The organism is Micromonospora sp. NPDC048871 (assembly GCF_043198155.1).
Classification (GTDB): Bacteria; Actinomycetota; Actinomycetes; order Mycobacteriales; family Micromonosporaceae; genus Micromonospora.
Map to the genome: position 1 here is coordinate 54,580 of NZ_JBICUM010000001.1, position 22,853 is coordinate 77,432.

At 71.6% G+C, this 22,853-nt stretch carries 21 protein-coding genes and 5 tRNA genes; 10 read left to right on the forward strand and 16 right to left on the reverse strand.

Annotation, left to right across the window (positions count from 1 at the left end; genetic code table 11):
* Window positions 1–11: 11 nt before the first annotated feature.
* From ACGFIK_RS00250 to ACGFIK_RS00260, 3 genes are all read right to left on the reverse strand, one after another.
* Window positions 12–1,304 carry an MFS transporter gene (locus tag ACGFIK_RS00250; protein WP_393336971.1) on the reverse strand — a complete coding sequence of 431 codons (1,293 nt, stop codon included), beginning with the start codon at window positions 1,302–1,304 and terminating at the stop codon, window positions 12–14.
* Window positions 1,305–1,392: 88 nt separating this feature from the next.
* Window positions 1,393–1,467: transfer RNA gene (locus ACGFIK_RS00255), tRNA-Val, on the reverse strand.
* Window positions 1,468–1,505: 38 nt separating this feature from the next.
* Window positions 1,506–1,578, reverse strand: a tRNA-Gly gene (locus ACGFIK_RS00260).
* Between the two features lie 149 nt (window positions 1,579–1,727).
* On the opposite strand from ACGFIK_RS00260, the gene ACGFIK_RS00265 reads away from it, so the two are divergent.
* Window positions 1,728–1,970 (forward strand): DUF6458 family protein, encoded by a 243-nt coding sequence (locus ACGFIK_RS00265; protein ID WP_327022015.1) that lies wholly within the window; start codon window positions 1,728–1,730, stop codon window positions 1,968–1,970.
* Window positions 1,971–1,994: 24 nt separating this feature from the next.
* Here the strand turns inward: ACGFIK_RS00265 and ACGFIK_RS00270 are convergent, their stop codons facing one another.
* From ACGFIK_RS00270 to ACGFIK_RS00285, 4 genes are all read right to left on the reverse strand, one after another.
* Window positions 1,995–2,609, reverse strand: coding sequence for an FAD-dependent oxidoreductase (locus ACGFIK_RS00270; RefSeq protein WP_393336975.1), 615 nt, complete (start codon window positions 2,607–2,609; stop codon window positions 1,995–1,997).
* Window positions 2,610–2,777: 168 nt separating this feature from the next.
* Window positions 2,778–2,849, reverse strand: a tRNA-Val gene (locus ACGFIK_RS00275).
* A gap of 13 nt (window positions 2,850–2,862) precedes the next feature.
* A tRNA-Cys gene (locus tag ACGFIK_RS00280) sits at window positions 2,863–2,933 on the reverse strand.
* A gap of 34 nt (window positions 2,934–2,967) precedes the next feature.
* A tRNA-Gly gene (locus tag ACGFIK_RS00285) sits at window positions 2,968–3,040 on the reverse strand.
* A 269-nt stretch (window positions 3,041–3,309) separates the two neighbouring features.
* Between ACGFIK_RS00285 and ACGFIK_RS00290 the strand changes: the two genes are divergently transcribed.
* The gene (locus tag ACGFIK_RS00290) at window positions 3,310–3,912 is read left to right on the forward strand and encodes a TetR/AcrR family transcriptional regulator (protein ID WP_327022016.1); all 603 of its coding nucleotides are present in this window, start codon (window positions 3,310–3,312) and stop codon (window positions 3,910–3,912) included.
* Window positions 3,913–3,966: 54 nt separating this feature from the next.
* Window positions 3,967–4,542, forward strand: coding sequence for a TIGR03086 family metal-binding protein (locus ACGFIK_RS00295; protein WP_327022017.1), 576 nt, complete (start codon window positions 3,967–3,969; stop codon window positions 4,540–4,542).
* A 16-nt stretch (window positions 4,543–4,558) separates the two neighbouring features.
* Here ACGFIK_RS00295 and ACGFIK_RS00300 read toward each other — a convergent pair whose 3' ends face one another.
* Window positions 4,559–5,482, reverse strand: a complete 924-nt coding sequence (locus tag ACGFIK_RS00300) for a hypothetical protein (RefSeq protein WP_327022018.1) — start codon at window positions 5,480–5,482, stop codon at window positions 4,559–4,561.
* A gap of 177 nt (window positions 5,483–5,659) precedes the next feature.
* On the opposite strand from ACGFIK_RS00300, the gene ACGFIK_RS00305 reads away from it, so the two are divergent.
* Both ACGFIK_RS00305 and ACGFIK_RS00310 read left to right on the forward strand, forming a co-directional pair.
* Complete coding sequence (locus tag ACGFIK_RS00305) at window positions 5,660–6,328, forward strand: 50S ribosomal protein L11 methyltransferase (protein ID WP_327022019.1); 669 nt, start codon at window positions 5,660–5,662, stop codon at window positions 6,326–6,328.
* A 1-nt stretch (window position 6,329) separates the two neighbouring features.
* On the forward strand, window positions 6,330–7,514 hold the full coding sequence (locus tag ACGFIK_RS00310) for a cytochrome P450 (protein ID WP_393336979.1): 1,185 nt from the start codon (window positions 6,330–6,332) through the stop codon (window positions 7,512–7,514).
* Window positions 7,515–7,526: 12 nt separating this feature from the next.
* Here the strand turns inward: ACGFIK_RS00310 and bioD are convergent, their stop codons facing one another.
* Both bioD and ACGFIK_RS00320 read right to left on the reverse strand, forming a co-directional pair.
* The gene (bioD, locus tag ACGFIK_RS00315) at window positions 7,527–8,255 is read right to left on the reverse strand and encodes a dethiobiotin synthase (RefSeq protein WP_327022020.1); all 729 of its coding nucleotides are present in this window, start codon (window positions 8,253–8,255) and stop codon (window positions 7,527–7,529) included.
* Window positions 8,252–9,388: an 8-amino-7-oxononanoate synthase gene (locus ACGFIK_RS00320; protein WP_327027196.1), complete on the reverse strand. Its 1,137-nt coding sequence runs from the start codon at window positions 9,386–9,388 to the stop codon at window positions 8,252–8,254. Before ACGFIK_RS00320 ends, bioD begins: the two co-directional genes overlap by 4 nt.
* A 158-nt stretch (window positions 9,389–9,546) precedes the next feature.
* On the opposite strand from ACGFIK_RS00320, the gene bioB reads away from it, so the two are divergent.
* Genes bioB through ACGFIK_RS00335 form a run of 3 tightly spaced genes read left to right on the forward strand, consistent with a single transcriptional unit; the run spans window position 9,547 to window position 11,254 of the window.
* Window positions 9,547–10,542 (forward strand): biotin synthase BioB, encoded by a 996-nt coding sequence (gene bioB / locus ACGFIK_RS00325; RefSeq protein WP_327022021.1) that lies wholly within the window; start codon window positions 9,547–9,549, stop codon window positions 10,540–10,542.
* Between the two features lie 5 nt (window positions 10,543–10,547).
* Window positions 10,548–10,742 carry a hypothetical protein gene (locus ACGFIK_RS00330; RefSeq protein ID WP_327022022.1) on the forward strand — a complete coding sequence of 65 codons (195 nt, stop codon included), beginning with the start codon at window positions 10,548–10,550 and terminating at the stop codon, window positions 10,740–10,742.
* 2 nt (window positions 10,743–10,744) lie between these two features.
* Entirely contained in the window at window positions 10,745–11,254 is a 510-nt protein-coding gene (locus tag ACGFIK_RS00335; RefSeq protein WP_393336983.1) for a GNAT family N-acetyltransferase, read from the forward strand.
* 237 nt (window positions 11,255–11,491) lie between these two features.
* On the opposite strand, the gene ACGFIK_RS00340 is transcribed toward ACGFIK_RS00335, so the two are convergent.
* The 3 genes from ACGFIK_RS00340 to ACGFIK_RS00350 form a co-directional block, all read right to left on the reverse strand.
* A complete protein-coding gene (locus ACGFIK_RS00340) occupies window positions 11,492–14,416 on the reverse strand; it encodes a glycoside hydrolase family 9 protein (RefSeq protein WP_327022023.1) in 2,925 nt (974 codons plus the stop codon).
* A gap of 526 nt (window positions 14,417–14,942) precedes the next feature.
* On the reverse strand, window positions 14,943–15,989 hold the full coding sequence (locus tag ACGFIK_RS00345) for a GNAT family N-acetyltransferase (protein WP_327022024.1): 1,047 nt from the start codon (window positions 15,987–15,989) through the stop codon (window positions 14,943–14,945).
* Window positions 15,990–16,100: 111 nt separating this feature from the next.
* Window positions 16,101–16,802: an amino acid-binding protein gene (locus tag ACGFIK_RS00350; protein ID WP_327022025.1), complete on the reverse strand. Its 702-nt coding sequence runs from the start codon at window positions 16,800–16,802 to the stop codon at window positions 16,101–16,103.
* Between the two features lie 153 nt (window positions 16,803–16,955).
* Here ACGFIK_RS00350 and ACGFIK_RS00355 point away from each other — a divergent pair, with 153 nt between their 5' ends.
* Both ACGFIK_RS00355 and ACGFIK_RS00360 read left to right on the forward strand, forming a co-directional pair.
* On the forward strand, window positions 16,956–18,026 hold the full coding sequence (locus ACGFIK_RS00355; RefSeq protein ID WP_327022026.1) for a phosphotransferase family protein: 1,071 nt from the start codon (window positions 16,956–16,958) through the stop codon (window positions 18,024–18,026).
* On the forward strand, window positions 18,026–19,240 hold the full coding sequence (locus ACGFIK_RS00360) for an acyl-CoA dehydrogenase family protein (RefSeq protein ID WP_327022027.1): 1,215 nt from the start codon (window positions 18,026–18,028) through the stop codon (window positions 19,238–19,240). The genes ACGFIK_RS00355 and ACGFIK_RS00360 overlap by 1 nt, the downstream gene beginning before the upstream one ends.
* Window positions 19,241–19,475: 235 nt before the next feature.
* Here ACGFIK_RS00360 and ACGFIK_RS00365 read toward each other — a convergent pair whose 3' ends face one another.
* The 3 genes from ACGFIK_RS00365 to ACGFIK_RS00375 all read right to left on the reverse strand — a co-directional run bounded on the left by ACGFIK_RS00365 (window position 19,476) and on the right by ACGFIK_RS00375 (window position 22,817).
* Entirely contained in the window at window positions 19,476–20,522 is a 1,047-nt protein-coding gene (locus tag ACGFIK_RS00365; RefSeq protein ID WP_327022028.1) for a LacI family DNA-binding transcriptional regulator, read from the reverse strand.
* 82 nt (window positions 20,523–20,604) lie between these two features.
* Window positions 20,605–22,038, reverse strand: a complete 1,434-nt coding sequence (locus ACGFIK_RS00370) for a GH1 family beta-glucosidase (protein ID WP_327022029.1) — start codon at window positions 22,036–22,038, stop codon at window positions 20,605–20,607.
* A complete protein-coding gene (locus ACGFIK_RS00375; protein WP_327027198.1) occupies window positions 22,035–22,817 on the reverse strand; it encodes a carbohydrate ABC transporter permease in 783 nt (260 codons plus the stop codon). The genes ACGFIK_RS00370 and ACGFIK_RS00375 overlap by 4 nt, the downstream gene beginning before the upstream one ends.
* Window positions 22,818–22,853 lie beyond the last annotated feature (36 nt).

Genomic DNA, 22,853 nt, shown 5'->3' on the forward strand with positions numbered 1-22,853 from the left:
GGCCCGGCCGGTCACGGCAGCGGCTCCGGGTCCAGTTGACGGACGGCGAGGTCGGCTCGGTCCTGCACGGCGCTGCCCTTGACCGCCCGCGAGATCGCGATCGCCGCGGCGATGACGCCGAAGGCCACCGTGAGCACCGCTGCGGCCAGGATGGTGAACTCGGCACCGACGCCGGTGATCAACGGCCCGGCGGTGATGGTGCCCAGCGGTACGGACAGTGTCGCGATCGCGGCGTACGCGGCGAGGACCGGTGCTCTGCCGGCACCGTCGGTGCTGCGTTGCAGCAACGCCATCGTGGCGGCCGGGTACGGCGCCCAGATCAGTCCGCCGATCGCGATGGCGACCAGGGCCACGCCGGTCGGTGCGCCGAGTCCCAATGGCAGCAGTGCCGCACCCCAGCCGACGACGATGGCGATAATTGTCGGCCACAGCCGCCAACGGCGCAGGTAGCCGGCGGCGAATCCGCCGATCAGCGCCCCGGCGCCGAACGCCGTCCAGAACGCGGCCAGGGTGCCGGCAGAGTTGCCGAGCGACTCGGCGACGTGGATCGGCAACGCCACCTGCACGGGCCCGTAGAGGAAGAAGAACCCGAAGGTCAGCGTGGACAGTCCGAGCAACGGGCGATCGCGCCAGATCGCGGCGAAGCCGGCGAGACTCGATCCCTGCCGCTGCTCGATGGGGGCCCGGGCCGTCCTCGGCACGGCGACCAGGTAGCTGACCGCGAGGACGGCGTACGTGCCGGCGGCGACGGCGATGACGAGCACCGGCCCGGCGGCCGCGATGAGCAGTGCCGCCAGGGCCGGCCCGATCAGGGTCGACGCCTCGCTGAACAGTCCGATGAGCGCGTTGCCCGCCAGCCGGTGCTCGACCGGCAGCAGCTCGGCGATGAGGGTGAACCGGCCGGCCGACCCCCACGAGCGCAGCAGTGCGGAGCACCCGAGCAGCAGCGTGAACCACCTGATGTCGAGGGCTCCGGCGAGGTGGACGACGGGGATCGCCCCGAGCATCACCGCCCGGACGACAGCGTCCCAGGCGGCCAGCTGAGCCCCGCTGCGGCCACTGAGCACCCGGGCGAACAGCACGGTGCCGAGGGCACCCGGCAGTGTGTACGCGGCGACCGCGGCGGCCACCCAGACACCGGCGTTGGCCCGGGGTGCCAACTGGATGGCCAGCCAGCTGACCGCCAGCAGCGCCATCCCCTCCCCGAGGTACGACAGCGCGAAGCCCGGCAGCAGCCGCCGCAGGATCCGGTGCCGGACCACCGGCCAGTAGGGTGACGAACGAACGAACGCCGGGGTGCCCATGCGGGAAAGTCTGGCAGCCCGATCGATCATTTCGGCTCAGGCTTAGCGCCCGGCAGAACGCGGATCACTCGCGCCGGAGAGGGCCTGCTGGTGGGCGATACTGGGTTTGAACCAGTGACCTCTTCCGTGTCAAGGAAGCGCGCTCCCACTGCGCCAATCGCCCGTGGTGACCGCCACACCCCGACGGGTGGGCGAATCGCGAGCGGACGACGGGATTCGAACCCGCGACCCTCACCTTGGCAAGGTGATGCGCTACCAGCTGCGCTACGTCCGCCTGCCCCGGCACCGCCGGGGACGGGCCAACTGTACCCGATGACAAGATCGCTCGAGCGGGCACCCCACAGTGCGGGTGATTGCGCCGTTCACCGCCGGGGTACAGAGCCCTTCGACAGCACACCGCATCCCCGGAAAAAGGAGGCTGTCATGGGTATCGGCACCAGTATCTTTCTGCTCGCGGTGGGCGCCATCCTCACCTTCGCGCTCAACGCCAGCATCGGCGGTCTGGACCTGGACGTCGTCGGCTGGATTCTGATGGCAGCCGGTGTGGTCGGCCTGATCATGACCATGCTCGTCTGGGGACGCCGGCGTGAGGTGGTCGCCACGACCGAGGAGCCGGTGGAGTACCGCCGCGTCGAGGAGCGTCGGGACGTCGCACCGCCGCTGTGACCAGCGGCCGAGCAAGCTGAGCGGTCAACGGGCAGTGGCGGCCACCGACTTCGGTGGCCGCCACCGTCGTGTCCGGGCGCGGACCGCAGCGCCGCCGGTCAGCGTCGCGCCGACTCCGCGCTGACCGGGGCGGAGGACCTTCTCCACCCGCGGGCGACGCAACCCTTCGTAGGCGCTCAACGCCGTCGGCAGGTCGGGGTGGTCGCGCAGGCAGCGCGCCAACTGCACGGCGCTCTCCACGGCCAGGGAGGCGCCCTGGCCGGAACTGGGTGACGGGGCGTGCACCGCGTCGCCGACCAGGACCATCCGGTCGCGGCACCAGTGCGGCACCGACGGCATGGTCCCGATCGACCCGATCGCCACCACGTCGGCGGGCTCGGTGTGCGCGAGCGCCTGGTGGGCCGGCACGTCGTCGGCGTACACCTCACGCAGCCGGTGCAGCCACTGGCCCGGCGGGGTCTGGTGGGCCTCGGCCCAGGTGGTCGGTCGCGGATCGATCAGGGTACGCACCCGGGAGCGGATGCCGTCGGCACCGATCAGCAGGTCGGCGGTGGCGGTGGAGCCGTCGCCGAACCGGGCCAGCACCCCGCCCGCGGTCGACTCGGCGTCGACGAGGCGCTTGCCGTACACGATGGGCACGCCCTGCGCCTGGGCCCGCTCGCGCAGGGCCCGCGCCAGGTCGTCGCGCCGCCGACGACCAGGGCGGTACGAACATCTGTCATGTTCGATCCCCCATGGTTTCCTGGGAAAACGAGGAAGCCCGTCACCGTTTTCCGGTGACGGGCTTCGTCAGTCGTTCAAATCCGGTGGGCGATACTGGGTTTGAACCAGTGACCTCTTCCGTGTCAAGGAAGCGCGCTCCCACTGCGCCAATCGCCCTTGCTGTTGTCCGAGGTGGGGACGGGATTTGAACCCGCGTACACGGCTTTGCAGGCCGTTGCCTCGCCTCTCGGCCACCCCACCGAGGTTGCCCCCGTCAAGCGTGGCGGCAGCTCCGAGCGGACGACGGGATTCGAACCCGCGACCCTCACCTTGGCAAGGTGATGCGCTACCAGCTGCGCTACGTCCGCGTGCCCCCGGCGCGTTCTCCGGTGACGGATGAGAACTTTAGCCGAGCCATGGAACGGTTGCCAAATCGGGTGGTCGCCGCGGCGCGTCAGCAATCCCCATCCCTGAGCTTCCTAGGAGGATGGGCAGGAAATCGGGCAAGGAAGCAGGAAGGCGGAGGGGGTGCGGGAAGGGCCCGGTGAACAACTGTCTGGTGTCCGACTGTCGCAAGTCGGATCACCCGGGCTTCGGTGACACGCCGTATCCATTTGAATGGGTTACGGTGACGGGCGTGACGAGACGTGCGGCCGAAATCCGCCTGGATGCCCTGCTCCGCACCGCGTGTGACGTCATCGCGCAGCGCGGGTTGGCCAACACCCGCACGGCGGACGTGGCGCAGGCCGCCGGGGTCAGCCAGGCCCTGGTCTTCTACCACTTCGCCACCAAGGAACGCCTCCTCGCCCAGGCCTTCGCCTACGCCGTCGAACAGGATCTGGCCCGGCTGGACGCGGTTACCCAGTCCAATGCCGCACCGCTGACCAAACTGCGGCGTATTCTGCGGCTCTACACCCCGACCGGACGGCCCACCTCCTGGTCCATCTGGATCGACGGCTGGTCGGAGTCCCTGCGTACCCCGGAATTGGAGAAGGTGTCCCGCCGCCTGGACCTGCGGTGGCGGCAGGATCTCGCCGAGGTCATCTCCGACGGGGTGCGCGAGGGGGTCTTCGAGTGCGCGGACCCGGCCGGTGCGGCGTGGCGGATCAGTGCGGTGATGGACGGCCTGGCGGTGCAACTGGCGGTGCACGAGCGGGTCATCTCCCGCCGACAGTTCGCCGAATGGGTACGCCTGGTGGCCGCCCGGGAACTCGGCCTGGACCCGGCACAACTGGACTGAGCCCGTCCCCGGGAACCGGTCACCGGCTGTCCCCCGGCCGGTCAGAATGACGCCATGGACCTGCTGGAGACCTACCGGCGCAGCGTGGCCGAGTTCATCGAACGGGTGCCACTGGTCGCCCCCGGGCAGTGGTCGGCGCCCACCCCGTGTGCCGACTGGGACGTCCGTACCCTGGTCAACCACGTGGTCGGCGAGGAACGGTGGAGCGTGCCCCTGCTCGCCGGGCGGACCATAGCCGAGGTCGGCGACCGGTACGACGGTGATCAACTCGGCGCGGACCCGGTAGCGGCCGCCCGCGACGCGGCAGCGCAGGCCGAGTTGGCCGCCACCCGCCCCGGGGCCCGGGAGGCCACCGTGCACCTGTCGGCCGGCGACACCCCTGCGGAGGAGTACCTGCGGCAACTGATCGCCGAACACCTCGTCCACGGTTGGGATCTCGCCGTGGCGATCGGCACCGACCCGGCGCTGGACCCCGACGCGGTCGCCGAGTGCGCCCAGTGGTTCGCCGGACAGATCGACGACTACCAGCGCAGCGGGCTGGTCGGTACCGAGGTGGGGGTCTCCCCCACCGCCGACCGGCAGGACCGGCTGATCGCCGCCTTCGGCCGCGACCCCGACTGGGCGCCCTGACCCCGACCGAGCGCCCTCAGCGGGGTACGGTCCGCCATCGCCGACGGTCGGGCGGCCGCTGCCAGTCGCCGGGCGGCCCTTCCCATTCGCCTACCCGCCCCGGGCCGACCGTGACGGTCGTACCCTCGGCCACCTCCGGCTCGCGGGTCAACTGCCGCAACCGCATCAGCAGCCCGACACCGAGGAACAGCAGCAGCCCGCCGAGCAGGAAGGCGGCCTCGGTCAGACCGATCCCGGTGCCGGACTGCGACACCTGGTTGCCGGCGGCCCCGGCGGCCGGCGGATCGTCTGCCGGTGGCGCTACATCGCCCTGGTCGTCGACCTCGGTCTCCTCGTCGGTCGGATCGATCGTCGGCACCTCGATCGGCTCCTCGGTGGGATCCACCGTCGGCACCGAACTCGGGGTGGGGGCGGCCGTGGTGGGTGGGGTCGCCGCACCCCGGCCGATCACCTCCCGGGTCGCCGTCTGCCGCGACAGCAGCCGCAGGTTCCGGTCGTACGCCTCGGCGGCCAGGCTGACCCGGCCCTGCCCGACGTCCGCGGCGAACCCGATCCGGTACTGGGCGGTCACCGTACGCCCCGGGCAGAGGGTGCCCGGGTCCAGTTGCCGGTCGGTCAGCCGGGCCACGTCACCGTCGATGCGCACCTGCACCGGGAAGGAGCCGGTCTCCTCGATCCGGTCCACCCGGACCTGATCCAGCCGCATTCCCTGCACCGCCAGCAGCAACGACCAGCGGACCTTCAGGCAGCCGCCGGGGTCGTCGCGGGACACCACGGCGGACACCGTCGCCGCCTGCCCGCCCGCGGTGAACTGCCGCGGCAGACCGCTGAGTTCGGTGGCGAACGCCGCGTGCGCGGGCGCGGCCATGGCGACGTCCACCCCGGTGAGACAGGCCAGCACCACCCCGATCCGTAGCGTGCTGCGCCACAGCCTCTTCACGATCCTGTCCTCCCGTTGGTCGTCTCCATCGGCAACGCTAGGAGGGCCGGCGGCCACCGGGTAGACGGGTGTGTTCGCACCGGTGGTGAAGCAAGATGCCCCTTTTCACGGACGGTATTGAACCGCTCACCGGACACCCGCGACACGCCGGGAAGGCCCCCGGTGGACAATCACCGGATGTCCGCGCTCTCCACCGCCTTCGTCCGGCTGCACGCCCGCCTGGCCCCCGTCGCCTTCGTACCGGAGGTGCGGTTGCATCAGGCCGACGAACCGATCGGGCTGTGGGAGTTGACCGAGGGCGAGTTCCGCAGCGACCAGCCGCCGCCGTTCTGGGCCTTCGCCTGGGCCGGTGGGCAGGGCCTGGCCCGGTACGTCGTCGACAATCCGCAGCTGTCCGCCGGGCGTCGGGTGCTCGACCTGGCCTCCGGCTCCGGGCTGGTGGCCATCGCGGCCGCCCAGGCCGGGGCCGCCGCCGTACGGGCGGTGGAGGTGGATCCCCTGGCGGTCGCGGCGATCACCCTCAACGCCGAGGCCAACGGGGTACGGGTCGACGCCGAACTCGCCGACATCCTCGACGGCGACGCCGGAGACGCCGAGGTGATCTTCGCCGGGGACGTCTTCTACAGCGCGGCCATGACCAACCGGGTGCTGCGGTTCCTGCTGCGCGCCGCGCGTAACGGGGCCCAGGTGCTCGTCGGTGACCCCGGCCGGGCCTTCCTGCCCCGGGACCGCTTCGACGAACTAGCCAGCTACGAGGTGCCGGTCAGCGAGGCGTTGGAGAGCGTACGGGTGAAGCGCACCACCGTGTGGCAGCTGCGCGCGGGACGGCCGGCGGCGGGCGACTAGGGTGGCGCCCGTGCTGTTCCGCAGCTGGGAGTCGGCCCCGGCGGCGCACGACGACGCCCGGGCCGGCAACGGGGTGACCCGGGTAGCCGATCACCTGGGGGTCGAACACCTGCTGGTGACCCGGCACGCACTGGTCCGGCAGGTACTGACCGATCCCCGGACCTACCGGCCCGACAACGCCCTGGACGCGGTGACCCCGATCCCGGTGGCCGCGCTGCGGATCCTGGCCCGGCACCGGTTCCGGCTGCCACCGACCCTGGCCAACAACGGCGAGGCCAGCCACCCCGGCATCCGAGCCCTGGTCGCCGATGCCCTGCACCCCTCCCGGGTGGCCGCCCAGCGGGACTGGCTGACCGAGTTGGTGCGGCAGCGGGTGAACCGGCTGACCGCCGACCTGGACGCGGGCGCACCGGTGGACCTGTACGCCGGGCTCGCCGCCGACCTGCCGCTGCTGGTGCTGGCCCGGCTGATCGAGCTGCCGGACGCCCCGGTGACGGCCGTGAAGGACTTCGCCCGCGCCGCCCTGGAACTGTTCTGGGCCCCGCTGGAGGCCGACCGGCAGCAGCACTTGGCCGCCGAGGTGGGTCGCTTTCATCTGGTGCTGCGGGAGTTCGCGGCCACCGGGGGTGGGCTGGCCGCCTCCCTGCGGGCCGCCGGGCACCCACCCGACGTGGTGGTCGGCGCGCTGTTCTTCCTGCTGGTCGCCGGTCAGGAGACCACCTCCCAGTTCCTCACCCTGCTGATGCACCGGCTCATCGGGGAACCGACCGTGCTGGCCGGGCTGCGAAACGGCTCCGTCGGGGTCGCCGAGGTGGTCGAGGAGGGGCTGCGGTTGGAGCCGCCGATCGTCACCTGGCGACGGGTGTCCACCATGGACACTTTTCTGGGCGGTACGGCGGTGGAGGCGGGCACCAGTGTGGTGTTGTGGCTGGCCGGGGCCGGGCGGGACCCGGCCGTGGTGGACGCACCGGAGCAGTTCCTGCCCGGTCAGCGCGGGTCACGTCGACACCTGGCCTTCGGGGCGGGCGCCCACCGCTGTGTCGGCGACCAGTTGGCCCGGATGGAGGCCGCTACCGTGGTGGCGGAGGTGGCCCCGCTGCTGGCCGAGGTGCGGGTGCTGCGGGCACCCTGGTGCCCGGACAACCTGACCTTCCGAATGCCGGACACCCTGCTGGTCGGCCGCTGAGCGGCGAGACGCTCAACTGATCTCGTCGGCCCAGGCCCGCCAGTCGTCGAGCACCCCGTACAGCGCCGGGGTCAACCAGCCCGGGGCGGACCGGCGGAACACCCCCGGGTCCATCGCCCCGGCCCCGGCGGGCAGGGCACCGAGCAGGTTCGGCAGCAGATCGCTGAGGTTGGCCCAGTGCACCAGTTCCGGTTCGGCCGGCCAGGCGCCGACCACCACCCCGGCCGGTACGGCCCGCCGGTCCAGGGCCTCCAGGGTCAGGGCGGTGTGGTTGAGGGTGCCGAGGCCGGCGCGGGCCACCACCACCGCCGGGGCGCCCAGCGACACCGCCAGGTCGGCCACCGTCCATGGTTCCCCCGAGGGCCGCACCCCCATCGGTACGAGCAGTCCTCCGGCCCCCTCGACGAGCACCAGGTCGTGTTTCTCGGCCTCCTCGCGGATCGCGTCGACCGCGTTGTACAGCTCCAGGGGCGGCAACTCAGCCACCCGGGCGGCGGCCAGCGGGGCCAGGGGGTCGGGGAAGGCGGCCAGGGTGCGGCCGGTCATCGGGGCGGCCAGTCGGGTGATCGCCTCGATGTCCCCGGGCTCGCCGGTGGCCGTACCGGTCTGGCCGGGTTTGACCACCGCCACCCGCAGCCCGGCCGCCTGCGCGGCGGCCGTGATGGCCGCGGTCACCACGGTCTTGCCGACCTCGGTGTCGGTCCCGGTGACCAGCACCGGTCCCCGCCACTGCTCCGTCATGGGGCGCTTTCCACGATGACCTCCAGGGCATGCTCGAAGTCCGCCTGGGACACCCCCGCGCCGATGGTCAGTCGCAGCCGGGACCGACTGTCCGGGGTGGAGGGGGGACGGAAACAGCCGACCGCCACACCCCGCTCGCGGCAGGCGGCGGCCCAGGCCGTCGCCGCCTCCGGTCCGGGGGCGGTGACCGAGACGACGGCCGCGTCGGGGGTGGAGACCTCCAGGCCGGCGGCGCGCAGCCGACCCACCGCCAGGGCGGCCCGCTCGGCCAGGAGGACCCGCCGCTCCTCCCCGGTGCGTGCCAGTTCGACTGCGGCGTGCACCCCGGCGGCGACGGCCGGGGGCAGGGCGGTGTCGTAGATGAAGGTCCGGGCGGTCTCCACCAGATGCCGGACGAACTCGGCCGGACCGGCCACCACCCCACCCGCCCCGGCCAGGGCCTTGGACAGGGTGGCGGTGATCACCACATCCGGTTCGCCGGCCAGCCCGGCGGCGGCCACCGCACCGGCCCCGGCGGGCCCGGTCACCCCGAGGGCGTGCGCGTCGTCGACCAGCAGCAGGGCGCCGTGTTCGCGGGCGACCCGGTGCAGGTCGACCAGGGGGGCCAGGTCACCGTCGACGGAGAAGATCGACTCGGTGATCACCACCGCCGGTCGACCGGGCGCCGCCGCCAGGGCGGTCGCGACGGCGGCCACGTCGGCGTGCGGGGTGACCACGGTCTCCGCACCGGAGACCCGGCACCCGTCGATCAGGCTGGCGTGGTTGTGGGCGTCGGAGATCAGCAGGGTACGGGGGCGCACCAGGGCCCGGACGGCACCGAGGTTGGCCAGGTATCCCGAGGAGAAGACGAGTGCCCGATCGGTGCCGAGCCAACCGGCGAGGCTGTCCTCCAGGGCGTGGTGGGCCTCGGTGGAGCCACGGACCAACCGGGAACCGGTAGCCCCCAGGCCGTACCGGGACAGCGCCCGGGTGGCGGCGGCGATCACCTCGGGGTGCCCGGACAGCCCCAGGTAGTCGTTGCCGGCCAGGTCGACCACGGCGTCGGCGGCCGGGCGCGGGTACAGCTTGCGGGTCAGACCCGCCCGCGCCCGCAGCTCGGCGCGGCGGTTCAGCGCCGCCAGCCAGTCCGCCACCGCCACGCCCCTCCCCGTGTCCCCGCCGGCGAAATTACCATCCGTACGGATCGCCCCGGCGTGGCGCAGGACGGCTCGCCGCAAGGCGCCGGACGCTGCCGGCCCGCCGGCTCGCCGCGCCCGTTACCGCCGCTCTGGTGGCCTTGTAGGGTACGTGCATGTCAGAGATCCTCGACCAGGCCCGCACCCAGGTGTTGGAGGGCGGCGTCGGCCTCGACCAAGCCGGTGTCCTCGCCGTGCTCAACCTGCCCGACGAGCACCTGACCGCCACCCTGCAACTCGCCCACGAGGTGCGGATGCGCTGGTGCGGCCCGGAGGTGGAGGTCGAGGGCATCGTCTCGCTGAAGACCGGCGGCTGCCCGGAGGACTGCCACTTCTGCTCCCAGTCCGGCCTGTTCACCTCCCCGGTGCGCTCGGTGTGGCTGGACATTCCCTCCCTGGTCAAGGCCGCCAAGCAGACCGCCGCCACCGGGGCGACCGAGTTCTGCATCGTGGCCGCCGTACGCGGCCCGGACGCCCGGCTGATGAAGCAGATGCGCGAGGGTGTGGCGGCGATCAAGGCCGAGGTCGACATCCAGGTCGCCGCCTCGCTGGGCATGCTCACCCAGGAACAGGTCGACGAACTCGTCGAGATGGGCGTGCACCGCTACAACCACAACCTGGAGACCTGCCGCTCCTACTTCCCGAACGTGGTCACCACCCACTCCTGGGAGGAGCGCTGGGAGACCCTGCGGATGGTCCGCGAATCCGGCATGGAGGTCTGCTGCGGCGGCATTCTGGGCCTCGGCGAGACCGTGGAGCAGCGGGCCGAGTTCGCCGCCCAGCTGGCCGAACTGGACCCGCACGAGGTGCCGCTGAACTTCCTCAACCCCCGACCCGGCACCCCCCTGGGCGACCGGCCGGTGGTCGAGGGCAAGGACGCGCTGCGGGCCATCGCCGCCTTCCGGCTGGCCATGCCGCGCACCATCCTGCGGTACGCCGGCGGCCGGGAGATCACCCTGGGTGATCTGGGTACCCGCGACGGGCTGCTCGGTGGCATCAACGCGGTGATCGTCGGCAACTACCTGACCACCCTGGGTCGACCCGCCACGGACGACCTCAAGCTGCTCGAAGACCTCAAGATGCCGGTCAAGGCGCTCTCGGCGACCCTGTGACCCCGATGGGCGAGATGCTCGGCGCCTGGTGCGACCGGTGTGGGGAGGCCGTGGACACCGGCACCCACCCCGGCTGCGCGGCGGCTCGCGCACTGGAACCGCCGCGCTACTGTGCGCACTGCCGACGGCGGATGAAGGTGCAGGTGCTGCCGGTCGGCTGGTCGGCGGTCTGTGTCGAACACGGCGAGTTGCGAGGCTGAGCATGGTGCTGCGGGGACGCTCGGTGGTGCTGCGACCAGTGACGGCCGCGGACGTACCGGCTCTCACCGCGATCCGCGCCGAGCCGGAGGTGCACCGCTGGTGGCGCGGCGACGAGGACCTGGCCGCCGCCGTCACCGCCGATCTGGCCGACGAGGACCTGACGGTGTACGCCGTCGAGCACGAGGGCCGGGTGATCGGCGCCATCCAGTGGTACGCCGAGAACGACCGCGACTACCGGCACGCCAGCCTGGACATCTTCCTGGACCCGGCGGTACGCGGTGCCGGGCTCGGCGGCGACGCCATCCGCACCCTGATCCGGCACCTCATCGACGCCCACGGCCACCACCGGTTCACCATCGACCCGGCGGCGGCGAACACCCCCGCGATCCGGGCGTACGCCAAGGTCGGCTTCCGCCCGGTGGGGGTGCTGCGCCGCTACGAGCGCGGCGCGGACGGCCGCTGGCACGACGGCCTGCTGATGGACCTGCTCGCCGACGAACTGGCCGACTGACCCAGGTCTCAGCACCCCGCCTTCGAGATCACACTCGATGTGGGATCGAGTGGCTATTGTCGCGCTCGAGGCCACTCGATCTCAGATCGAGCGTGATCTTGTGCTTGGTCAGCGTTGACCCGTAGTGCGAGCGGACCTCCTCTGCTCCGGCCTGCGCCGGATTCCCGGCCCCCGGCATGTGAGCGAGGGTGGGGTGCCTGGCCCTGCGACCAGGCACCCCACCCCACCAGGGATCCGTCAGGCGATGGTGCAGGGGTTGCCGTTCAGGGTGAAGCTGGTCGGCCTGGGGTTGCTGCCGGTGTGGGTGCCATTGAAACCGATGCTGGTCGAGGCGCCCGGGGCGATGGTTCCGTTGTAGGACATGTTGGTCGCGGTCACCGAGGTGCCGTTCTGTTGGAAGACGGCCGACCAACTCTGGCCGACCCGCTGGCCGCTGTGCGGGAAGGTGAAGGCCAGGGTCCAGCCGTTGATGGCCGTGGTGCCGGTGTTGGCGATGGTGATGTTGGCGGTGAAGCCGGTGCCCCAGTCGTTGGTGCCGTAGGTGATCCGGCAGGGCGAGGCCGGCAGCGGCGCCGACGTCGTCACGGTCACCCGCTCCGAGGGCGGCGAGGCGTTGCCGGCCGCGTCGATAGCCACCACGTAGAAGTAGTACGTGATGTCCGGCTCCAGGCCGGTCACCTGGTACGTGGTGCCGGTGACCGTGGCGACCAGGACGTCACCGAGCGCCGGGCCCCGGTAGATCCGGTAACCGGTCACCCCCACGTTGTCGGTCGACGGCGCCCAGTTCAGGGTCACCCCGGTCGTGGTGATCGCCGAAGCGGTCAACGAGCCGGGCGCGGTGGGTGGCACGGTGTCCCCGTCGTCGACGGCCGGTACGGTGACGGTCAGCATCGGCGACGCGGACGAGGTGTTGCCGGCCTTGTCCCGAGCCTGCACGGTGATCTCGTAGGTGCGTCCCGGGGACACGCTGAGCACCAGCGAGTTCGTGCTGGAGGGGTACCAGCTGTAGGTGTCGCTGCCGACCACGTGGGTGTTGACGATGTAGACGTCCACACCGCTGCCGCTGTCCGTCGACGGTGCCCAGGTCAGGCTGACCGAACGGGAGGCGACCGAGGTCGCCACGGGCGTACCGGGAATGGTGGGCGGGGTGGTGTCCGTGCTGGTGGCGGGCTCCTCGCCCCACACCCGCTGGCCGCCGACGTACAGCGGCACCTTGCGGTTCGGCCCGGCGGTGGCCTGGTACGACGGGTCGTCGCTCGGGTCCCACGCGACACCCTCGGGGACGCCGATCTTGAACTGCACCTCCATCCGGTGCTGTGACTGACCGGCCGGCGCGATGGTGTGCCCGGTGCAGTCGATCTCGACGTAGTAGAGATCGCCGCCCACGTTGCGGGCGGAGGTGGGCGCCGGGCAGCCCTGGGTGTAGCCGGGGGTGACCACCACCGGCGACAGGCCCAGGCCGCTGGCCCGGAAGTAGTAGCGGAACTTGGCGTCGGTCAGGGCCCGCGCCGGGAAGGCCGACTTGTTGTAGACGATGGCCTTGATCCCGGTGGCCCGCGGCTCGTTCTGCATGACCGTGGTCTCCACGGTCAGCTCGTCGATGTCCGGTTGCTCCGGGACCGGGAAGTTGGCCAGGGGGGTGCCGCCGTACTCCTGGGTCAGCCGGGCCAGGGCGGAGGTGAAGCCGGCGTTGTAGTCGGTGGCGACCTCGTTCATCACGTAGTCCGACCGGTTGTCGGTGTACGCGTCGTTCGGCGAGGAGGGCCCGCCGACCAGGGCGCCGTACAGGGTGTGCCGGGTCTCGGTGGGTACGGTCATGCTGTCCCACCAGGAGCCGTGCGCGGTGCGGTGGTGCGGGTTCTTCGGGGAGTTGGCCCCGAAGCCGATCATGTAGCTGGAGTTGCGCGGATTGTCACCGAGCGCGTAGTTGATCTGCCGGACGGCGAAGTCCTTGTAGCGGGCCTTGCGGGTCGCGTCCGTGGTCTTGTCGCTGTAGACCAGGGCGGCGAAGGCCGTGTTGGCCGCGTAGCGCAGGGCCCCCCAGGAGTCGAGCACGGCCATCCCGCCGGGCGAGTAGCGGATCCGCTCCCCGTTGACCCCGACGGTCCAGAAGTCCAGCCAGCGGTTGGCGTCGTCGATGTACTTCTGCTTGCCGGTCAGGTTGGCCAGCAGCACGTACGCCCCGAACTGCTTGTTGTCCCAGGCCACGGTCCACTTGTAGGAGCGGGTGGTGGTCTGCGGCTCGGTGCCGAGGCGGTCGTACTCGCTCTCGGCCTTGGCCAGGTAGGCGGCGTCGCCGGTGGCCCGGTACAGCCAGATCGCCCCCCAGACCAGCTCGTCGGTGTACCCGCTCCAGGAGCGGTAGAAGCTGGTCGCGTCCGTGATGCACTCGTGGTAGTTCTTCCGCACGGTGTCGGCGAAGGTGTAGAGCTGCCGGGCGTGGGTGAGCAGCTTGTCGGCGTACGCGGCGTCGGTGGGTCGGAACACCATCGAGGAGGCGGCCATCGCCGCCGCGGTCTCCCCGGCCAGGTCCGCACCCCCACAGCTGGCATCGATCTTGTACGCGGGCCGCGCCATCTGCATCACCTCGGCCGGCCCCCACCACTTGTGGTCGTCGTCGCCCTTGCCCACCTGGCCGTAGAGCACGTTCGGGGCCGGGTTGGCCTTGACGAAGTAGTCGTTGACGAACCGCAGGTTGTTCAGCAGGTGGGTGAGCTGGCCGGAGGCGGCGTAGCCGGACCGGTACTCCACCGCACCCCAGGCGAGCATGGTGGTGGTGAAGGCCATCGGGAAGCCGAACTTCACGTGGTCGCCGGCGTCGTACCAGCCGCCGGTCAGGTCGATCCCGACGTCGGAGCCGTCACGCAGGGCGGAGTCACCCCGCCAGGAGACCCGGTTCCAGTCCGGCAGTTTGCCGGACTGCTGCGCCTCGTAGAACAGCAGGGACTTCTGGAGCGCCTCGGCGTAGTTGAAGGCGGGCGCGGCGGCGCTGGTCGAGGCGTCGCCGGAGGTCGGGGCGGCGACGGCCGTCCCCGGTACGCCGAGCACCAGCGCCAGCCCGGTGACCAGGGCGGTACCCGCCGTGCGGAGGCGACGGGACCAGGGTTCGCGGTGGCCGGAACAGTCGCGGCGCGCGCGACCCGGCCCGGAGGTGTGGTGCATCGACTGCTCCTGTCGGTGCGGCGCAGGCAGCGCCGACGCGCGACCGCGCGTCGGAATTGGACGGCTGCCCGCTAGGTGGCGAGGGTGGGATCCAGCAGGACCGGGAGCGCTCCCATGGATAGCTAGCAATGTAATGTGGCAGCGGGTGGTTTGGGAAGCCACCAGGAAGTGGTGCGCAGCGTCCATCCGGCCTGGTGCGTTACGGCGACACGCCGTCGCAGGCCCCGGATTCGTCTCCGCTGTCCCGACAGGAGATCCTCCCGTCCGCCCGATTCAGACCGTTCACCTGAGATCAACACCGACGGTGGGCAGGCAGACTTGGGTCATCCCCCGACCAGGTCGGGAAGCTCGCTGCGTACCAACCACCGGAAAACGGCCGTCGGTGTCCCTCCGACGGCCGTTTTCTCCCCCACCGGTAGCCGGGCCGCCCGCCGCAGAGCAGCAAAGCAAAGGGCAGGCCCTCCGCACCGGAAGTCCTGCCCTTCTCACCATCCTCCGCACCGGAGGACGGTCGTCTGTTTCCCGGTCAGCCCGTACGCTGCGCCGGAACCTCGGCGGTCAGGGGCACGGTCAGGGTCAACAATCCGCCGTCCGGCTCTACCGTGGCCGGTCGGCCCAGCCGACGCAGGGTCCGCAGCATCGGGGTGTTGTCGGCCTGGGTGTGCAGCACCACGGCCGCGTACCCGCTCGTCTCGGCCTGCCGGGTCAACCGCCGCAGCAGGGTCGAACCCAGCCCGCGCCGCTGCCAGTCGTCACGCACCAGCAACGCCACCTCGGCCTCGTCGCCCTCGGCCAGCAGGTTCGCCATCGCCACCACGGACTCCCGACCCGCTTCCGGGTCGGTGGTGACCGCGACCAGGGTCAGCCCTCGGGTCGGCTCCAGCAGCCGCCGCAACCGTGCCGGGGACGGTGTACCCGCCCCGCCCAGGTAGCGCCGTTGCCGGGTGCTCGGCGAGCAGGCCCGGTGCAATTCGACCACCGCGGCCAGGTCCTCGGCGACGGCCGGCCGAACGGTCAACTCGGCCCCGTCGGGCAGGACCAGGGTGATCTGCTCGGCGTACCGGCCGGCCGCGGTGGCCCCCAGCTCCAGCAGGGCCTGCGCCCGGGCGTACTCCGCCGGGGTGTAGCTCGGGGCCACCCGACTCAGGTGATACGACCCCCCGCCGGGGTCGGCCAACTGCATCGTCGTCCCGTCGATGCCGGACCGGGCTTCGGGCCGCCAGCTCACCTCGTCCGCGCCGAGCAGGGCCCGCAGCACCTCCCCGGTCGCGTCCGGGTCGCGAACCAGCCGGGTAGCCAGCCCGAGCACCCGGGTCGGCTGGTCGACCAGGCCACGCGCCTCGCTGCGCGCCACCCAGCAGTCTCGTCCCCGACCCCGCTCCACCGCAGCGATGAGGTCGGTCTCGTCGAGGGTGTCCGGCGCGTCGACCAGGAAGTCGTCGACGGCCCCCTGCTCGGTGGTGTGTACCTGCACGGTGAGGATGTTGACTCCGCGCAACGCGAGGCTGGCCGTCAGCACCGACAGGTAGCCCGGTCGGTCGTCGACGGTGGCCCGGATCCGCCACAGGGTCATTGTTGCCTCCCTTCCCGCACCACCCTCGCGCCCGGCTGTTGCCGGCGGATTGCCTGGCCGTGTCGTGCCGCGACCAGCCCTGCGGTGTGCGTCACAGCAGGCCAGGGGCGGTCACTGCTTGGCTACGACCGGCGGGGTGTCGACCAGGTCCAGCCGATCGCCGAGGATCACCGCGCTGGCCCGGACCAACTGGGCCAACCGGTCCACCTCGGTGCAGTGGAAGGTGGCCGGGGTCAGTGCCTCGCTGCGTTCCCGGCACACGACCATGACCAACCCGGCCCGACCGAAGGGGGCGATCGCGAAGTGCCCGCCGTCCGGAACGGTAAGCGACCGGGCCCGCAGGGGGGTCACCTCCGGCAGTTTCGGCGGCACCGGGGTACGCCAACTGGCGTGCCCGACCGTGGCCCCACCGCCGTCGGTCCGGCTGGCCCAGTCGGCCGGTACCACGGCCGCTACCGCCCAGTCGGCGGCCAGCAGCCCGGGTACCGCGTCGACCAGGGTGGCCAACCCGTCGGCCGGGTTGGCGGCGACCTGCGCCAACAACTCGGCGTCCTGGCCGGTGGTGGTGGGCGCGCCGATCGCCCGCCACACCCCGTCCACCTGGACCCCCGGGATCGCCGCCAGCCCGGCCAGCAGCCGCTCCACCCGGGCGGCGCCCGGCCACACCACGGTGAAGTCGTCGACCGCCCGCCCGCCGAGACGTTCCAGCACGACCACCTGGACGATGTCCGCGCCCGACACCCCCAGGGTCCGGGCCACCTGGCCGAGGGTGCCCGGACGGTCCGGCAGGGTGACCCGTACGCGCAACAACATCTCGAACCCTCCGCTCGGCAGGCCGGCACCCGGAGGTGGCCGGCAGGCTGATCTCCAGGGTGGCAGTTGACCATTTCGCCCCCGTTGCGGCGGCATGTCTCGAGAGTCAAACCTGACCTTGACAAGCCGGCGGAGCTGCCCTGGACTGTCCGGATGACCGATCCGGGCAGCCAGTGGAATCAGGGCGACGACCCGCCCGCCGGTCTGGACCTCGGCCGGCTTCGCCGCTACCTGGCCGAGCACCGGCCCGAGCTGGCCACCGATCCCCTGCGGGCCCAGTTGATCGCCGGGGGCCGGTCCAACCTGACCTACCTGCTCTGGGCCGGGGACCAGGAGTTGGTGCTGCGCCGCCCACCCCTCGGGCACGTGTTGGCCACCGCCCACGACATGGCCCGGGAGTTCCGGGTGATCTCCGCACTCGCCGACACCGAGGTTCCGGTGCCGCACGCGGTACTGCTCTGCCCCGATCCGGAGGTGCTCGGGGCACCCTTCTACCTGATGCGACGGATGCCCGGCGAAGTGTTCCGCGGTCGGCGGCAGACCGACCGGCTCAGCGCTGAACAGCGCCACGGGCTGGCCATGGCGATGATGGACACCCTGGCGGCCCTGCACACGGTCGCCCCCGAGGCGGTGAACCTGGCCGACTTCGGTCGCCCCGAGGGCTACCTGGCCCGGCAGGTACGCCGCTGGGCCGGGCAGTTGGACCGCTCCCGCAGCCGGGTGCTGCCCGGCATCGACGAGCTACGTGATCTGCTGGCCGCCACCGTCCCGGCGAGTCACCCCGTCGGCCGCATCGTGCACGGCGACTACCGGCTGGACAATCTGCTCGCCACGATCGAACCGGTGGCCGTCTCGGCCGTACTGGACTGGGAGATGGCCACCCTCGGCGACCCCCTGGCCGACCTGGGGCTGCTGCTGACCTACTGGGAGGTGCTCGGCGGCGTCGATCCCCCCGAGGGCACCCAGGGCGCCGAGCACCCGGGTCCGGGGGCCGGCTTCCCGACCGGCGCCGAACTGATCGACAGGTACGCCGCCCGCAGCGGCGTCGACGTCGGCCCGCTGCACTGGCACCTGGCCCTGGGCTGCTTCAAACTCGCCGTGATCTGCGAGGGTATCCACTACCGGCACACCCTCGGGCAGACCCTGGGCGAGGGCTTCGACACCATCGGCGACCTGGTGGCACCGCTGGTCGCCCACGGTCTGTCCGCGGTACGGGAGAGCTGATGGACTTCCGGTACGACACCCGCACCGAACAGCTGCGCGCGGAGCTGACCGACTTCCTGGCGCAGCACGTTTACCCGGCCGAGGCGGTGCACGCCGAGCAGGTGGCCGCCGCCGGGGACCCCTGGGCCCGCCCGCCGGTGCTGGCGCAGTTGCAGGCCGAGGCCCGACGGCGGGGCCTGTGGAACCTGTTCCTGCCCGACCCCCGCTACGGTGCCGGGCTGACCAACCTCCAGTACGCCCCGCTGGCCGAACTGACCGGCCACAGCCCGTACCTGGCCCCGGAGGCGCTCAACTGCGCCGCGCCGGACACCGGCAACATGGAACTGCTGGCCGAGTTCGGCTCTCCCGCCCAGCGGGAACGCTGGCTGATGCCGCTGCTGGACGGGCAGATCCGGTCCGCCTTCTGCATGACCGAGCCCCAGGTGGCCTCCTCCGACGCCACCAACATCGCCACCTCCATCCGCCGCGACGGCGACCACTACGTCATCGACGGCCGCAAGTGGTGGTCCTCCGGGGCGATGGATCCGACCTGCGCGATCTTCATCGTGATGGGCCGGACCGATCCGAACGCCGAGCGGCACCGGCAGCAGAGCATGATCCTGGTCCCCCGGGACACCCCGGGGGTCACCGTCCGCCGAGGCATGACGGTGTACGGCTACCGCGACGCCCCGCACGGCGGGCACGCCGAGATCGACTTCACCGGGGTACGGGTGCCGGCGGAGAACCTGATCGGCACCGAGGGGGGTGGCTTCGCCATCGCGCAGGCCCGACTGGGCCCGGGCCGCATCCACCACTGCATGCGGCTGATCGGCATGGCCGAACGGGCCCTGGAACTGCTCTGCCGACGGGTCACCGAGCGGATCGCCTTCGGCCGACCCCTGGCCGAGCAGGGGGTGGTGCGCGAGTGGATCGCCGAGTCCCGGGTCCGCATCGAACAGGCCCGGTTGCTGGTGCTCAAGACCGCCTGGCTGATGGACACCGTCGGCAACAAGGGGGCCCACACCGAGATCCAGGCCATCAAGATCGCCACCCCGGCGATGGCCGAATGGGTCATCGACAAGGCCATCCAGGCCCACGGGGCCGCCGGAGTCAGCCAGGACACCCCCCTGGCCGCCCTCTGGGCCCAGGCCCGCACCCTCCGACTGGCCGACGGCCCCGACGAGGTCCACCGAGCCAGCCTCGCCCGCCGCGAACTACGCCGCTGGACGACCTGATCCCCCACCTGCCGGCCCACCTGAACCCGCCTGCCGGCCGGCCTGATCCCACCTCGGACGAGCCCCGCCTGCCGGGCGCCGTTACGCCGAAACGGCGGGGTAGACCAAGGCGGGACACCGCCACTACGCCGTAACGGAGTCGATCACCCGCAGGGGGGCAGCGAAGCCGACCGCGCGCTTCGGGCAGGCTGGGCGCTGGTCAGGCGGGTCGATCGCCCCGAGGTCCGCCCGCTGGTCAGGCGGAGGCGCGCTCGACCAGTTGGGTCTGGAGCACGATGTGCGGGGCGGGGATCTCGTCGCCGCGGATGCGGGCCACCAGCAGCCGGGCCATCTGTCGGCCCATCTCCTCGACCGGCTGGAAGACCGAGGTCAGCGGGGGTACGGCCTGCCGGGCGATCGGTGCGTCGTCGAAGCCGATCACGGCCACGTCCTGTGGTACCCGGCGGCCGGCGTCGCGCAGGGTACGCATCGCCCCGAAGGCCATCAGGTCGGCCGCTACGAAGACCGCGTCCAGATCCGGGCAGCGGTCCAGCAGTTGCCGCATGGCGGTCGCACCGCTCTCCTCGCTGAAGTCGCCGTACGCGATCAGGTCGGGGTTGATGCCGAACCCGGCGGTGCGTACCGCGTCCCGGTAGCCGGAGAGGCGGGCCAGGCCGGCGCCCATGTCCTGAGGGCCGGCGATGGTGGCGATGCGCCGCCGGCCGCGACCGGCCAGATATTCCACAGCTTGGCGTGCCCCGCCGACGTTGTCCACGTCCACGAACGAGGCGGGTTGGGCCTCCGGGTGCAGCATCCGCGCCGGGCGGCCACCGAGCACGGTCGGCAGGCCCCGCTCCTCCAGCAGGGTGGGCAGGGGGTCGTCGTCGTGCAGCGACAGCAGCAGTACGCCGTCGACATGCTGGTTGGTCAGGTGGTGCTCTACCCGCTCCCGCTCCAGCGGGGACTGCGCCATGGCCAGCCAGAGCTGTAAGGGGGTCTCCAGCAGCGCCGAGCTGATCCCGCGCACGATGCCGGCGAAGAACGGCTCGGCGAAGATCCGCTCACCGGACTCGCTGACCACCAGGGCCACCGAGTCGGTCCGTTGGGTGACCAGCGCCCGGGCGGCTCGGTTCGGCACGTACCCCAGTTCGGCGATGGCCTGTTGCACGGCCGCGCGGGCCTCCGGGCTCACCTGGGGAGAACCGTTGACCACGCGGGAGACAGTCCCACGGCCAACCCCCGCACGGGCCGCGACCGCGTCCAGGGTCGGGCGCCCGAGCGACCGGGTGCGCTGCGTTGTCATCGTCTGCTCCTCCGACGTCAGGCGGCACCGGCACCTGGTGAAGCGTCGGTGCCGGGCCGCCTGTTACTGGCTGGCCGTCGCCTTATTGTGCGGCCAGACCGTTGCGTCGGATCACCTCTGCGTACCACCTGGCGCTGGACTTGGGGATGCGGGTCTGACTGTCGTAATCGACGTAGATCATGCCGAACCGCTTGGTGTAGCCCCAGGCCCACTCGAAATTATCCAACAGCGACCAGGCGAAGTATCCCTGCAGGGGGACACCGGCGGTGATCGCCTCGTGGGCGGCGCGCAGGTGACCGTCGAAGTACGCCAGGCGCTCGGCGTCGTCGACCTGGCCGTCCACCACGGTGTCGACGAAGGCGGAACCGTTCTCCGTCACGTACAGCGGAAGGTCGGTGTACTCCTCATGCACCCGGCGCAGGGTCTCCACCAAGCCGGGGGCGTCGATCTCCCAGTCCATGTCGGTGACCGGTACGCCCCGGGTGACGAACCGGACATCCTCGCTGCCCGGCCAGTTGGTCGGCGCCCGCCAGTACTTCTCGGGCTCCTCGCCGGGCAGCGGTGCGGCGACCACGTGCCGGCTGTAGTAGTTCACCCCGACCAGGTCCATCGGAGCGGAGATGACGGCCAGGTCCCCGTCGCGGACGTGCCCGAAGTCGGTCACCTTGGCCAGGTCGGCGACCAGGTCGTCGGGGTACTGGCCACGCAGCATCGGGTCGAGGAAGAACCGGTTGGCCAACCCGTCGATGCGGCGCGCGGCGTCGACGTCGCCGGGTGCCTCGCTGGCCGGGGTGACCGGGTAGAGGTTGACCGTCACCCCTAGCTGCGCCGTGGGCAGTGCCGCCCGCAACGCCTGCACGGCCAGCCCGTGCCCGAGCATCAGGTGATGCCCGGCGTGGACGGCCGCCGCCGGATCGGTACGGCCCGGGGCGTGCACCCCGGAGCCGTAGCCGAGGAAGGCCGAGCACCAGGGCTCGTTCAGGGTGGTCCAGTACTTCACCCGGTCACCCAGGGCGTCCGCCATCAACTGCGCGTACTCGGCGAACCGGCCGGCGGTGTCGCGGGCCGGCCAGCCCCCGGCGTCCTCCAACTCCTGGGGCAGGTCCCAGTGGTAGAGGGTGAGCCAGGGCTCGATCCCGTTGGCCAGCAGGTCGTCGACCAGCCGCTGGTAGAAGTCCAGCCCTTCGGCGTTGACCGGACCGGACCCGCCGGGCTGCACCCGGGGCCAGGAGACCGAGAACCGGTACGACTTGAGCCCCAGCTCGGCCATCAGCCGGACGTCGTCACGGACCCGGTGGTAGTGGTCGCAGGCCACGTCACCGGTGTGCCCGGCGACCGTGCGTCCCTCGGTGTGGCTGAAGGTGTCCCAGATCGACGGGGTACGCCCACCCTCCGCCGCGGCCCCCTCGATCTGGTACGCGGCGGTGGCCGCTCCCCAGAGGAAGCCCGGCGGGAAGGTCAGCGGCGCACGTTCGTCTAGGACGCCGACTGAGGGTGGGGTGGCGGGGTTGCTCACGACTTGACTGCACCTTCCATGATCCCGCCGATGATCTGGCGGCCGAACACGATGAAGACCAGGACCAGTGGCAGGGTGCCGACCGCCGTGGCGGCGAAGACCTGGGAGTAGTCCGTGTAGTAGGCGTACGAGAGGAAGGAGAGCGACACCTGGAGGGTGGGGTTCTCCGGGCTGAGGATCGCGTACGGCCAGAGGAACGAGTTCCAGGTTTCCATGAAGGTCAACAGGCCGAGCACGGCGGCGGCCGGACGCAGGGCGGGCAGCACGATGTTCCAGTAGATCCGGAAGGTGCTCGCCCCGTCGACCCGGCCGGCCTCGATCAGCTCGTCCGAGATCGCCTGGCTGGCGTACTGCCGCATCATGAACACGCCGAAGGCGCTGACCAGGAACGGCACGGTGACCGCGAGCAGGCTGTCGTACCACCCGAACGACTGCATCATGCCCCAGAGCGGGATGATGCCCATCTGGGTGGGGATCATCATGGTGACGATGATCGACAGCAGCAGGATGTTGCGGCCCCGGAAGCGCAGCTTCGCGAAGGCGAAGCCGGCCAGCGAGCCGGTGAGCACCACCGACACGGTGACCACCGCGGAGACGATGATCGAGTTGATCAGACCGGTGACGAAGTTGGCCGCGTCGTTGTCGAGCACCCGGCCGAAGTTGTCGCCGAACGAGCCCGCCGGGGTGAACGGTGGCGGCACGTCGTTGATCGCGTCCAGGCTGCGGGTGCCGATCACGATCATGTAGTAGAACGGGTAGATGGAGAGCAGGGCCGCCATGACGAGCGCCAGGTAGGTCAGCGGGCTGGTACGCCA